Origin of the sequence: Mycobacterium tuberculosis complex sp. N0072 (genome assembly GCF_030323725.1) — a bacterium.
Classification (GTDB): domain Bacteria; phylum Actinomycetota; class Actinomycetes; order Mycobacteriales; family Mycobacteriaceae; genus Mycobacterium; species Mycobacterium tuberculosis.
This window is the reverse complement of record NZ_CP040689.1, coordinates 594,846-607,047: the sequence shown is the minus strand read 5'-3', so window position 1 is coordinate 607,047 and position 12,202 is coordinate 594,846. Positions and strand designations below refer to the sequence as shown.

Genomic DNA, 12,202 nt, shown 5'->3' with positions numbered 1-12,202 from the left:
GCGGGCTAATGCCGCACTCCCCACATCAGCTCCCGGGCGCCCAGCTCGAACAGCTCCGCGGCGACCGAGAGCCCCAGCTCCCGTGCCCGACCGCAACTGCCGATGCCGGACGCGCGGATCACGTCGGATCCGTCCAGCGCCGCCACGCACCCGCGCAGCGACAGCTCCTCGAAGACACGGCCGTCCTCATCGATGGACTCGACCACTTCTGCGATCGCTCCCACCGGTGCGGAGCAACCTGCCTCCAGGTCGGCAAGCAGGGCTCGCTCGGCGGTGACCGCCGCACGCGTGTCGGCGTCATCCAACTCCGCCAGCACTGCCACCAACCGGCTGTCGCCGGCGCGGCATTCGACCGCGAGCGCGCCCTGAGCCGGCGCGGGCAACATCTGCACCGGCTCTAACGTCTCGGTCACGTCATCGAGGCGGCCCAGCCGCGCCAGACCAGCCCGGGCCACCACGATGGCGTCAAGATCGCCGCTACTTACCTTGTTCAACCTGGTATCTAGGTTGCCTCGTAGGGGGCGGATTTCCAAACCGAGACCCAATGCTCTAAGCTGTGCGGCCCGCCGCGGCGAGGATGTGCCCACCAACGATCCGACCGGCAATTCCCCCAGCGTCAGCCCGTCACGGGCTACCACCGCGTCGCGGGGGTCATTGCGCGGCGGTATCGCCGCAACCGTGAACCTTGGATCGGCGGCAGTCGGCAAATCCTTGTACGAATGCACCGCCGCATCGACGAGGCCTGCCTCCATCGCCTCGCGCAACGCCGTGGTGAAGACGCCAACCCCGAGACTGGCGATCGGCGCCATGGATCGGTCACCCTCGGTGCTGATGGTCACCAACTCCGCGGAGTGGCCACCAGCGATGAGGGCGTCTCTGACAGTGGCGGCCTGAGTGGTGGCCAGCAAGCTGCCCCGGGTACCTATCCGGATCACGTGCGCCAATCAGTTACTCGGCGATCGCTTCGGGCTGCTTTGCATGTCGCCTCCACCGCGGCGACTTTCAGCGTCGAATCCGCTTGGCACCACCGGTAATTCACCTGCAGTGGCGACGGCATCGACGGCGGTCTGGTCAAGCTCGAAGAGTTCGCGCAGCGCCTCGGCGTAGCTGTCACCGCCGGGCGCACTGGCGAGCTGCTTGATCCGCACGGTAGGCGCGTGCAACAGCTTGTCCACGACTCGCCGTACGGTGCGGGCCACCTCCTCGCGCTGGACACTCTGCAGGCCGGGCAGCCGGTTGTCCAGGCGCAGCAATTCCGCTTCGACCACTTCGGCGGCTCGCTGGCGCAACGCCGTCACGGTTGGGGTGACCTCGGCCATCCGCTGCCCCACCAGATAGCTGGCAACTTCGGCGGCGACGATGTGGCGGGCGGCCTCAACGTCGGCAGCCGCGGCATGTGCCGAGGGTTCATGTTGCACGCTATCCACGTCCACGACCCACACACACGGTAATCTGGCCACCGCAGGATCGACGTCACGCGGCATGCCCAAGTCGCATATCACCAACGGACGGGTGGCCTCGTCACGGCGGGCGGCGGCCAGCGCATGATGCACATCGGCCAGCGACACCACCGGACGCACCGCCCCAGTACAGCTGACCACCACGTCGGCATCGGCCAGGACATTAGCCAGGCGGTCGAGCGCTAGCGCCTCGGCCGGCACGCCAGATTCGCGGATCCTTCGGGCCAACCGCTGCGCCCGGGACAACGACCGGTTGAGCACCTGAATGTGCCCGACGCCGGCACGGGTCAGATGTACCGCCGACAGCGCGCCCATCGCCCCGGCGCCGATCACCACCGCGGTCGTGCCCGCCAACGAGCCCAATTTGCGCTCGGCCATTCCCAGGGCGACCGACACCACGGAGGCACCGGCAGCGTCAATGGCGGTTTCGGAGTGCACTCGCTTGCCCACCGACAGCGCCCGCTGGGCCAATTCGTGCAGCACGCGGCCGACCGTGCGGTTGGATTCGGCGACGGCATAGGCGCGGCGCACCTGACCAAGCACCTGCTGCTCGCCGATCACCGCCGAGTCCAGGCCGCTGGCAACCGCGAACAGGTGCTCAACTGCTGCCTCGCTGTAGCGGACATATGCGTACTTGGTCAGCTCCCCCATCGACATACCGGAGTGTTCGGCAAGCACCTGCCCGATCACCGACAGGCCGCCATGGAACGCGTCCACTACGGCGTAGACCTCGACGCGGTTGCAAGTCGACAGCACCATCGCCTCGGTCACCAGCGGCGAAGCCAGCACTCGGTCGATGATCTTGACTTGATCGGATTCGTCGATACTGAGTTGTTCAAGGACGACGACCGGCGCGCTACGATGCGACACCCCGAAGAGCAGCACGCTCACGGCAGCACCACCTGGCCAGCTCCCTCGACTACCCCAGTAAAACTGGTGTCTACGGTAGACGTTTATCAGGTGGGCTACCAAATGTGCTGCGGGCTATATCCGCACGCAGCCGGTGCTCGTCGACCTCCCAGTAGCTGTGCTCGCGGCCGTCCAGCAGGACCACCGGCAACCGATCGCCAAACTCAGCTCGCAGCCCTGGATTGCCCGTCGACGCCGCGACATCGACGTCGATCGTCATCATGTCGAAGCCCAGTTCGCTGGACAGTTCGGCCAGCTGCTCCGCTACCCGCACGCAGATCGCGCACCCGGCGCGAGTCAAAAGCTCCACCTGGGGCCTACTCATGGGCGCCAGTCGCTGACGGGTGCTGGCCGGACGGCAGCAACAAGGCGCGAACCAATCGGCGCGGCGCGAACGGCCGAAGCATCTGACTGGCCGGGCGCGGGCGCACCCGTAGCGGCCACCAGAACCAGCGTCCCAGCAGCGCAGCAATGGACGGTGTCATGAACGAGCGCACGACGAGGGTGTCGAACAGCAAGCCCAGGCCGATGGTGGTACCGATCTGACCAATAATCCGCAAATCGCTGAACACAAACAACGACATGGTAACGGCGAACACCATGCCGGCAGCCGTCACCACTCCCCCGGTACCAGCCATGGCACGGATAATTCCGGTGTTCAATCCGGCCCCAATTTCCTCTTTCAACCGGGAAATCAGCAGCAGATTGTAGTCGGATCCCACCGCCAGGAGCAGGATCACCGACATCGCCAACACCATCCAGTACAACTCGATACCCAGAATGTCCTGCCAGACCAATACGGAAAGCCCGAAAGAGGCGCCCATGGAAAGCACGACGGTACCCACGATAACCACTGCGGCTACCACACTTCGGGTGATGATCATCATGATGATCAAAATCAAGCTTATCGCCGCCACTCCGGCGATCAACAGATCGTATCTGGCGCCCTCTCGAATATCCTTGAACGTCGCCGCGGTGCCACCCAGATAGATCGCAGCGCCCTGCAATGGAGTTCCCTTTATGGCCTCTCTAGCCTCCCGCTTGATCGGCTCGACCCGAGAGATGCCCTCGGGCGTTGCGGGATCTCCCTCCAGAGCAATGACAAAGCGGGCTGCCTTGCCGTCCGGAGACAAAAACATCTTCAGCCCCCGCTTGAAATCCGGATTCTCAAAAGCCGACTGCGGCAGATAGAACGAATCATCGATCTGGGCGGCGTCAAAAACCCGGCCCATCGCGCCGGGGTCCTTGTTATTCCTCTCCTGTTGCTTATAGAACGCGCCAAGCGTGCCATGCCAGATAAGCATCATGTCCCGCATCGTCGTCATCGCAGATATCATCGGCGGCATCTGCGCGCGCATCTGCGGCAACAGTGTAATCAGAATATCCATATCCTTGACCAGGTACTCGAGCTTTTCGCTCAGCTGGTCCACACTGTCAAACATATCGAATATCGATCTTATCGACCAGCAGAGCGGAACGTCGAAACAATGTTTTTCCCAGTAGAAGTAGCTGCGAATAGGCCGGAAAAAATCCTCGAAATCCGCGAGATGATCTCTTAGCGTAGCCGTTATGTCCGACATATCATGCGTGAGATGATCCATGTCGACGGTGTTGTCAATGACCTCGCCCATGAGTGCATACATGCGATGCATCGTCTCGATGGAGGTATTCATCGCGGCCACCTGCACCAGTATGTCATCAATTCGGTCCTTCATGAATTCCATTTGCTCGCTACTATTCACGCCCTGCATGCTGATGATGAACGGTATCGAAGTGTGCTTGATGGTTGTTCCCAAGGGCCGGGTTATCGCTTTCACTTGTTCAATACCGGGACTGTGGTAGATATTTTTGGCTACCTTGTCCAACACCAGCATGTCCACCGGATTACGCATATCGTGGTCAGTCTCGATCAACAGCACCTCAGGGTTCAGCCGAGCCCGTGAAAAGTGTCGACCAGCCGCCGCATCCCCCACATTGGACGGCATGCTGGCGGGCATGAACTTGCGCAGATCATACGTTGTCCGGTAACTGGGCAAGGCCAGCAAGCCAATGGAGGCGACCAAGCATGTCGCCGCGAGCACCGGCCCCGGCCAACGCACAATTGCCGTTCCCACCCGGCGCCACCGCCGAGTGTTCATCCGCCGCTTGGGATCGAACAGCTTGAAGAAGCTGCCCACGGTCAGTACGGCCGGGCCGAGCGTGAGCGCCGCCAAGACCGCGACCAGCATGCCGATAGCAATGGGCGCGCCGAGCGTTTCAAAATACGGAAGCCGGGCAAAGCTGAGGCAATACATGGCGCCGGCAATGGTCAAACCCGAACCCAAGATCACGTGGGCGGTCCCGTGAAACATCGTGTAGAAGGCCGTTTCCCGATCCTCGCCGGCGTAGCGCGATTCGTGGTAACGGCCGAGCATGAATATCGCGTAGTCCGTGCTCGCCGCAATCGCCATGAGAACGAGCAGGTTGGTCGCAAATGTTGAAAGGCTGAAAATGTTGTGGTCGGCGAGCAAGGCGATGAATCCGCGGATTGCGCCGAGGTCGATGCCGACCATGATCAAGACGAGAACCGCGGTAATTACGGAGCGATAGATCACTAGCAACATTGCCGCGATCACCATGCTCGTGATCGCGGTGACCTTAGCGATACTTTTGTCTCCGGCCTCGGCCTGGTCGGCATTGAGTGCTGCCGGACCGGTGACATAGGCCTTCACCCCGTGCGGTGGCGGTGTGGTGTCCACCATGTGCCGCACCGCGTGGACCGAGTCATACGCTTCGGTTTCGTTGTTACCGACGAGGTACACCACGACGTAGGCGGCCCGATCATCCGCACTTTGGGATCCCGCCGCTGTCAGCGGATCCCCCCAGAAGTCCTGGATGTGCGCGACATGGCGGGTATCGGCGGAAAGCTTCCGCATCAGATCGCTATAGAACCGGTGCGCGTCCCCACCGAGTGGCTGGTCGCCTTCCAGCACGATCGTTACCGCGTTATCGGAATCAAACTCACCGAACACCTGACCAACGCGCTTGATCGCCTGAATCGATGCGGCGTCGCTGGGGCTCATCGATACCGAGTGTGCTTTTCCGACCACTTCCAGTTGCGGTACGGCGAGATTGACAAAGGCGGTGAAGCCCAGCCAGAGCAGGACGATCACCACCGCAAACCGGCGGATCAGCCGCGGCAGAATGGGCGGCAGTGACGTCAGTGCGGCGTGTCTTTCGCTCATCCGGATGACACCTGGCAGGAGGTTAGCGCTCGCGGCGAGGTCTCAGACCTTTCGTCCTTAACGGCGCCGTTGACGATGATCCGGCAGCTGATCACGTCGGCGTTACTCTGCGCCATGAGGTTGACGCTGACCGCGGGCAGCGTCGTCTCGACCGTGACGGACCACGGCAGGGACACGCTATCGAGTCGATGCACCCGGGCATCAGGGTCCAGGTAGGCGATCTTTGCGGTCTTGGCGGGGCCAAAGACTTCGTAGGTCACCCGCTTGGGGTTGAACAGCGGGACGTCGAAATCAGGCTTGACCATGACAGTGGGTTGCTCGTGAACACCGAAGATGCTGTGCAGCCGATAGATACCAAGCCCCCCGACAACGGCCACCACGACGATGGCCAGCAGCAACCACATGCGTTTCACGGCGCCGCTAACCGAAATCATCCTCACCCTCGTGTTCCGCCCATCGCGCGGACCTAGTGACCCTTAGGCCTCCCGATACCTCCTGAAATGTCCTAACGTGCGTAGTAATCGGATGTCTCGTTGCGTTAGCTAGCGTAGACGCTACCGTTGACAGGCTGAAGAATTCAGGATTTCACGTACCCAGCTTTGCGCGTACCGGTATGGGGCTGACATGTTGGCCCCGAACCGCTGCGGGTCGTGTTCACGACGAAAGTCGCTGCGGCCTCGCGAATTTCGATACCGCGCTGGGCTTGCAGATCAATCCGCGCCAGCCAAGAGCTCCGCCGCGCATTTGCCGGATAGGGTTGATAACGGCCGCAGCATCGGCCACCGGGCAGGCACCGCGATTAGGAGTAATGATGGTTTCCTCCCACCTGGGTAGCCCAGACCAGGCCGGTCACGTCGACCTGGCTTCGCCGGCCGACCCGCCGCCACCCGATGCCAGCGCCAGCCACTCGCCGGTGGACATGCCGGCCCCCGTCGCCGCCGCCGGCAGCGATCGGCAGCCGCCGATCGACCTGACCGCAGCCGCCTTCTTCGACGTGGACAACACCTTGGTTCAGGGCTCGTCGGCGGTGCACTTCGGCCGCGGGCTAGCCGCTCGCCACTACTTCACCTACCGCGACGTCCTCGGATTTCTTTACGCTCAGGCCAAGTTCCAGCTACTTGGCAAGGAGAACAGCAACGACGTCGCCGCTGGCCGGCGCAAGGCGCTCGCGTTCATCGAGGGCCGATCCGTCGCGGAGTTGGTGGCCTTGGGAGAGGAGATTTACGACGAGATCATCGCCGACAAGATCTGGGACGGCACCCGCGAACTCACCCAGATGCACCTGGACGCCGGCCAGCAGGTATGGCTGATCACCGCTACCCCATACGAACTCGCGGCCACCATCGCCCGCCGGCTCGGCCTAACCGGCGCCCTGGGCACCGTCGCCGAGTCGGTCGACGGGATATTCACCGGCAGACTGGTCGGCGAGATCCTGCACGGCACCGGCAAGGCACACACGGTGCGGTCGCTGGCCATCCGGGAGGGACTCAATCTCAAACGCTGCACCGCCTACTCCGACAGCTACAACGACGTCCCGATGCTGTCGCTGGTGGGCACCGCGGTCGCCATCAACCCCGACGCCCGCCTGCGCAGCCTGGCCCGGGAACGGGGGTGGGAGATCCGTGATTTCCGAATCGCCCGCAAGGCCGCTCGGATCGGGGTTCCGTCGGCCCTGGCGCTGGGTGCGGCCGGCGGCGTGTTGGCGGCTCTAGCCTCTAGACGCCAATCACGCTGATAAGCTGCGCCGTTAGCCTGGCGACGATGCGGCCCGCGCAGCGGGGCGAGGAGGAGCCGGGCAATAGGGCCCAGCCTGGCGACGATGCGGCCCGCGCAGCGGGGCGAGGAGGAGCCGGGCAATAGGGCCCAGCCTGGCGACGATGCGGCCCGCGCAGCGGGGCGAGGAGGAGCCGGGCAATAGGGCCCAGCCTGGCGACGATGCGACCCGCGCAGCGGGGCGAGGAGGAGCCGGGCAATAGGGCCCAGCCTGGCGACGATGCGACCCGCGCAGCGGGGCGAGGAGGAGCCGGGCAATAGGGCCCAGCCTGGCGACGATGCGACCCGCGCAGCGGGGCGAGGAGGAGCCGGGCAATAGGGCCCAGCCTGGCGACGATGCGGCCCGCGCAGCGGGGCGAGGAGGAGCCGGGCAATAGGGCCCAGCCTGGCGACGATGCGACCCGCGCAGCGGGGCGAGGAGGAGCCGGGCAATAGGGCCCAGCCTGGCGACGATGCGACCCGCGCAGCGGGGCGAGGAGGAGCCGGGCAATAGGGCCCAGCCTGGCGACGATGCGACCCGCGCAGCGGGGCGAGGAGGAGCCGGGCAATAGGGCTTAGCAACTATTCGAGCGGAGGGCGGCAGCGGCATGACAGTTCCCGAAGAAGCCCAGACACTGATCGGCAAGCATTATCGGGCGCCGGACCACTTTCTGGTGGGGCGCGAGAAGATCCGCGAGTTCGCGGTCGCGGTCAAAGACGACCACCCGACCCACTACAGCGAGCCGGATGCCGCAGCGGCCGGTTACCCCGCGCTGGTAGCCCCGCTGACCTTCCTGGCGATCGCCGGCCGGCGCGTGCAGCTGGAGATCTTCACCAAGTTCAATATCCCGATCAACATCGCCCGGGTCTTTCATCGCGACCAGAAGTTCCGCTTCCACCGGCCGATCCTGGCCAACGACAAGCTGTACTTCGACACCTATCTTGACTCCGTCATCGAATCCCACGGCACGGTGCTCGCCGAGATCCGAAGCGAAGTTACCGACGCCGAAGGAAAGCCTGTGGTCACCAGTGTCGTCACCATGTTGGGAGAAGCGGCCCACCACGAAGCCGATGCCGATGCAACGGTGGCGGCGATTGCATCGATCTAGTGGGGAAAGTAGGGTCCGTTCAATGACGTCACAGGGCGACACGACAAGCGGCACGCAGCTCAAGCCGCCGGTCGAAGCAGTTCGATCCCACTACGACAAATCGAACGAGTTCTTCAAGCTCTGGCTTGACCCATCGATGACGTACAGCTGCGCCTACTTCGAACGTCCCGATATGACGCTGGAAGAGGCGCAGTACGCGAAGCGCAAGCTGGCACTGGACAAGCTGAACCTTGAGCCCGGCATGACGCTGCTCGACATCGGCTGCGGCTGGGGTTCCACCATGCGACACGCGGTCGCCGAGTACGACGTCAACGTCATCGGCTTGACCCTGAGCGAAAACCAGTACGCCCACGACAAGGCGATGTTCGATGAGGTCGACAGCCCCCGCCGAAAAGAGGTGCGAATCCAGGGCTGGGAGGAGTTCGACGAGCCGGTCGACCGCATCGTGTCACTCGGTGCGTTTGAGCATTTCGCCGACGGTGCCGGGGACGCCGGGTTCGAGCGCTACGACACCTTCTTCAAGAAGTTCTACAATTTGACGCCCGACGACGGCCGGATGCTGCTGCACACCATCACTATCCCGGACAAAGAGGAAGCCCAGGAGCTGGGCTTGACGTCTCCGATGAGCCTGCTGCGCTTCATCAAGTTCATCCTGACCGAGATCTTCCCGGGCGGGCGGCTGCCCAGGATCTCGCAGGTGGACTATTACTCCTCCAACGCCGGATGGAAGGTCGAGCGCTACCACCGGATCGGGGCCAACTACGTGCCGACCCTGAACGCCTGGGCGGATGCGCTACAGGCGCACAAAGATGAGGCGATCGCCCTCAAGGGCCAGGAGACGTACGACATCTACATGCACTACCTACGTGGCTGCTCAGACCTGTTCCGCGACAAGTACACGGACGTCTGCCAGTTCACTCTGGTCAAATAAGGGTCAGCCGAAAAAGATGTTGCGACGGCCGGCAAGCAGTCGGTATAGCGTCTGCTGGATCGTCTCGCGCACCTGATCGGTCAACTCGAACGTCACCATCGGGTCGTCGGCGTCGGTGGAGGCGTAGTCGGCGGTGCAGATCGGCTCACCGAACGCGATGCGCCATTTCGAGGGCAACGGCACTAGCCCGACCGGTCCAGCCAACGGGAACAACGGCGTAATCGGGAAGTACGGCAGGCCGAACAGCCGAGCCAGCAGCTTGACATCGGTCAGCATGGGGTAGATCTCTTCGGAGCCGATGATCGAACACGGCACAATCGGCGCCTTGGTCCGTAGCGCGGCCGATACGAAGCCGCCGCGACCAAACCGCTGTAACCGGTAACGGTCCTCGAAACGCTTACCCAGCCCCTTGTATCCCTCGGGGAACACCGCGGTGAGTTCGCCGGAGGCAAGCAACCGGTGCGCATCCGTCGTACACGCCATGGTATGACCCGCCTTGCGGGCGGCTTCGCCGATCACGGGGAGGTCGAACACCATGTCGGCGGCAAGCAGCCGCAGATCCCGATGCGCCGGGTGCTCGTCGTGGACGGCCACCGACAACATCAACCCGTCAAACGGCAACACACCTGCGTGATTGGCCACCACCAGCGCCGCACCATCGCGCGGGATGTTCTCGACACCACTGACTTCGACCCGAAACCATGACTTGAAGAAGAATCGCAGCAAGGGTCGTACGATGGCGCTGTTGAAGTGCGGGTCGAACCCGAATTCGTCGACGCTGTAGTCACCGGTCAGGCGCTGTCGGAGAAATCCAGCAACCGCGGCGACGAGTTGCGCAAGGTCGTTGGGCGTGGCCTCGGTGGACGAGGTCGTGGCACCCGCAGCGCGCCGGTGTTCGTCGATTTCCCGGACAACGGCGGCGATCTGCTCGGCCGACGCCCGGTCATTTGGATCGGACAGCAACGACGGATGCTGCCGGGACTCTGCCCGTTGACCGGCACGCCTGCGCGCCGCTACCCGGCTCCGATTTGTGTGCAGTGGAATGACATTCGCTCTGGTTTCGCCCGCCACGTTACCCATCCAAACCTATCTGAGTCCGCTCCATGGAATTGGATTTCGGCTACCCCAGCGCTGCGCTAAACCTACGGCGCGACCCTCCCAGGAGCGTACCCGATGTGGGTCAATAATGGGAGTCAGGCCGCGGCCGCGAAAATAGTCATCGAACGCCTCGACGGTCGTCCACTTCGGCTGGTAACCCAGTTCGACGCGCATTCTGGTGGTGTCCATAACCCGGCCATAACTCAGGTAAGCGAATTGCTCACGATTCAGCTCGGTGTAGTGATTCGCTCGCCTCAGCGAATCCAGAGCCCATACCCCAAACCCTGGCACCGGCACCGGAATTCGCCCGGCCCGCCGGATCGCCTGCGACAGCATGAGGATGCCGTCGGCTCCGATGTTGAACGTTCCGGCCTTGCCGGCCATCGCCGCGCGCTCCAACGCACCCAGCGCATCCTGCTCGTGCAGCAACTGCAGTCGCGCATCACGGCCGAAGATCGTCGGGACCAGCGGCCCGGCCAGATATCGTGAAAGCGTGGTGTCCATCGCCGGGCCGATCATGTTGGCCAGCCGCAGGATAGTCACTGCAATATCGGGGCGGCGTCGGCCCAGCGCGCGCACGTAGCCCTCGATATCGAGACTGTCCTTAGGGAAACCTTGGCTGAAAGGACGTCGACTGCTGCTGTCCTCGGTGAACATCACCGGATCGTGTGGGCTCGATCCGTAAACCTCAGAGGTCGACTTCAGCACGACCCGGCGGACCGAGGGCGCCTTTTGGCAGGCGGCGAACAGTTGCATCGCGCCCATCACGTTAAGTTCCTTCAATGCCGCACTGCCGCCGGACCGCGGTGCATACGAGGCCGCCGCGGCGTGCACCACCGTGTCCACCTCGCCATTGCGAATCACCTTGGCGATGAATGGGTTTCGGATATCAGCGCGAACAAATTCGGCTCGGCCCATCCGGCGCAGCATGTCCTTGCTCGGCGCGATCGCGTCCACCGCGATGACCCGGTTGATCAGCGGGTTCTGGGCAAGCCGTGCGGTCAGGTAGCCGCCTAGGAAACGGCAAGCACCGGTCACCAGCACAACTTTGGGGTACTGCGGGTGCTCACTGCTGCCGCCGACTCCTCCGGCGCCACCGCGCCCGTTCGACGAACTCACTCCGACAGCCTAACGGCCAGGCGAAACGGCGGCGTTACAAGCGCGTGACGGTCGAGCTGGCGGGGTCTGCTCGCAACCTATTTGCCCAGTTTCCTGCGCTGCACCCGGGTGCGACGCAGCAGCTTGCGATGCTTTTTCTTGGACATGCGCTTGCGCCGCTTCTTGATTACTGAACCCATGACCCCGCCATCTATACGGCTATCTGACCCGGACACTCTACCCGGGCGGTCGCACGGAACACCAAACCGGCAGCGCCCGAGCATTGCCAGATCGGTCAGGCGGACTCCGGCCGCGTGCGGCCGGCAACTAGCCCGCGTCGAAGTACGAAGTCTCCAACATGTCGTGGACGGCCTTGGCATGCACCCGGAATGACCGCCCGACCCGAACCGCGGGCAGTTCGCCATTGTGCACCAGCCGGTACACCGTCATCTTGGACACCCGCATCAGGGCCGCCACTTCGGCCACGGTGAGAAGTTGTGTCTTGGCCTGCTGGCCCTCAACAAAACCGGTATCCCGCGCCGATGGCCCGTTCGTAGACGTCATCGCAACCCAATCGTGTCAGGCACGCGCAGTCCCAGCGGCTTCCCCTCCGCTGGCACC

The 12,202-nt window shown here is 63.5% G+C and carries 12 protein-coding genes; 3 read left to right on the top strand and 9 right to left on the bottom strand.

Going from position 1 to position 12,202, the window contains the following annotated elements:
* Nucleotides 1-5: 5 nt before the first annotated feature.
* The 5 genes from hemC to FF952_RS02675 are packed head-to-tail and all read right to left on the bottom strand — an operon-like array spanning nucleotide 6 to nucleotide 6,033.
* Nucleotides 6-935 carry a hydroxymethylbilane synthase gene (gene hemC, locus FF952_RS02695; RefSeq protein WP_003402702.1) on the bottom strand — a complete coding sequence of 310 codons (930 nt, stop codon included), beginning with the start codon at nucleotides 933-935 and terminating at the stop codon, nucleotides 6-8.
* 9 nt (nucleotides 936-944) lie between these two features.
* Nucleotides 945-2,351: a glutamyl-tRNA reductase gene (locus FF952_RS02690; protein WP_003402699.1), complete on the bottom strand. Its 1,407-nt coding sequence runs from the start codon at nucleotides 2,349-2,351 to the stop codon at nucleotides 945-947.
* A 49-nt stretch (nucleotides 2,352-2,400) separates the two neighbouring features.
* A complete protein-coding gene (locus FF952_RS02685) occupies nucleotides 2,401-2,694 on the bottom strand; it encodes a glutaredoxin family protein (RefSeq protein WP_003402695.1) in 294 nt (97 codons plus the stop codon).
* Nucleotides 2,687-5,593 carry an RND transporter MmpL2 gene (mmpL2, locus tag FF952_RS02680; protein WP_003900161.1) on the bottom strand — a complete coding sequence of 969 codons (2,907 nt, stop codon included), beginning with the start codon at nucleotides 5,591-5,593 and terminating at the stop codon, nucleotides 2,687-2,689. The genes FF952_RS02685 and mmpL2 overlap by 8 nt, the downstream gene beginning before the upstream one ends.
* Complete coding sequence (locus FF952_RS02675; protein WP_003402688.1) at nucleotides 5,590-6,033, bottom strand: MmpS family transport accessory protein; 444 nt, start codon at nucleotides 6,031-6,033, stop codon at nucleotides 5,590-5,592. The genes mmpL2 and FF952_RS02675 overlap by 4 nt, the downstream gene beginning before the upstream one ends.
* Nucleotides 6,034-6,419: 386 nt before the next feature.
* Here FF952_RS02675 and FF952_RS02670 point away from each other — a divergent pair, with 386 nt between their 5' ends.
* From FF952_RS02670 to cmaA2, 3 genes are all read left to right on the top strand, one after another.
* Nucleotides 6,420-7,328 carry an HAD family hydrolase gene (locus tag FF952_RS02670; protein WP_374111066.1) on the top strand — a complete coding sequence of 303 codons (909 nt, stop codon included), beginning with the start codon at nucleotides 6,420-6,422 and terminating at the stop codon, nucleotides 7,326-7,328.
* Between the two features lie 625 nt (nucleotides 7,329-7,953).
* Complete coding sequence (locus FF952_RS02665; protein WP_003402626.1) at nucleotides 7,954-8,454, top strand: FAS1-like dehydratase domain-containing protein; 501 nt, start codon at nucleotides 7,954-7,956, stop codon at nucleotides 8,452-8,454.
* A gap of 22 nt (nucleotides 8,455-8,476) precedes the next feature.
* Nucleotides 8,477-9,385 carry a cyclopropane mycolic acid synthase CmaA2 gene (cmaA2, locus tag FF952_RS02660; RefSeq protein ID WP_003402621.1) on the top strand — a complete coding sequence of 303 codons (909 nt, stop codon included), beginning with the start codon at nucleotides 8,477-8,479 and terminating at the stop codon, nucleotides 9,383-9,385.
* Nucleotides 9,386-9,388: 3 nt separating this feature from the next.
* Here the strand turns inward: cmaA2 and FF952_RS02655 are convergent, their stop codons facing one another.
* The 4 genes from FF952_RS02655 to FF952_RS02640 all read right to left on the bottom strand — a co-directional run bounded on the left by FF952_RS02655 (nucleotide 9,389) and on the right by FF952_RS02640 (nucleotide 12,145).
* Nucleotides 9,389-10,465, bottom strand: coding sequence for a lysophospholipid acyltransferase family protein (locus tag FF952_RS02655; protein WP_003898486.1), 1,077 nt, complete (start codon nucleotides 10,463-10,465; stop codon nucleotides 9,389-9,391).
* A gap of 6 nt (nucleotides 10,466-10,471) precedes the next feature.
* Complete coding sequence (locus FF952_RS02650) at nucleotides 10,472-11,602, bottom strand: SDR family oxidoreductase (RefSeq protein WP_003402607.1); 1,131 nt, start codon at nucleotides 11,600-11,602, stop codon at nucleotides 10,472-10,474.
* A 77-nt stretch (nucleotides 11,603-11,679) separates the two neighbouring features.
* A complete protein-coding gene (locus FF952_RS02645; protein WP_003402602.1) occupies nucleotides 11,680-11,781 on the bottom strand; it encodes a 30S ribosomal protein bS22 in 102 nt (33 codons plus the stop codon).
* Between the two features lie 127 nt (nucleotides 11,782-11,908).
* A complete protein-coding gene (locus FF952_RS02640) occupies nucleotides 11,909-12,145 on the bottom strand; it encodes a cell division/environmental response transcriptional regulator (RefSeq protein ID WP_003402437.1) in 237 nt (78 codons plus the stop codon).
* Nucleotides 12,146-12,202: the final 57 nt, after the last annotated feature.

Coding starts and splice junctions, on each gene's coding strand:
- mmpL2 (WP_003900161.1), bottom strand. CDS start 5,593: ATGAGCGAAAGACACGCCGCACTGACGTCACTGCCGCCCATTCTGCCG.
- cmaA2 (WP_003402621.1), top strand. CDS start 8,477: ATGACGTCACAGGGCGACACGACAAGCGGCACGCAGCTCAAGCCGCCG.
- FF952_RS02665 (WP_003402626.1), top strand. CDS start 7,954: ATGACAGTTCCCGAAGAAGCCCAGACACTGATCGGCAAGCATTATCGG.
- FF952_RS02655 (WP_003898486.1), bottom strand. CDS start 10,465: ATGGGTAACGTGGCGGGCGAAACCAGAGCGAATGTCATTCCACTGCAC.
- FF952_RS02645 (WP_003402602.1), bottom strand. CDS start 11,781: ATGGGTTCAGTAATCAAGAAGCGGCGCAAGCGCATGTCCAAGAAAAAG.
- FF952_RS02640 (WP_003402437.1), bottom strand. CDS start 12,145: ATGACGTCTACGAACGGGCCATCGGCGCGGGATACCGGTTTTGTTGAG.
- FF952_RS02685 (WP_003402695.1), bottom strand. CDS start 2,694: ATGAGTAGGCCCCAGGTGGAGCTTTTGACTCGCGCCGGGTGCGCGATC.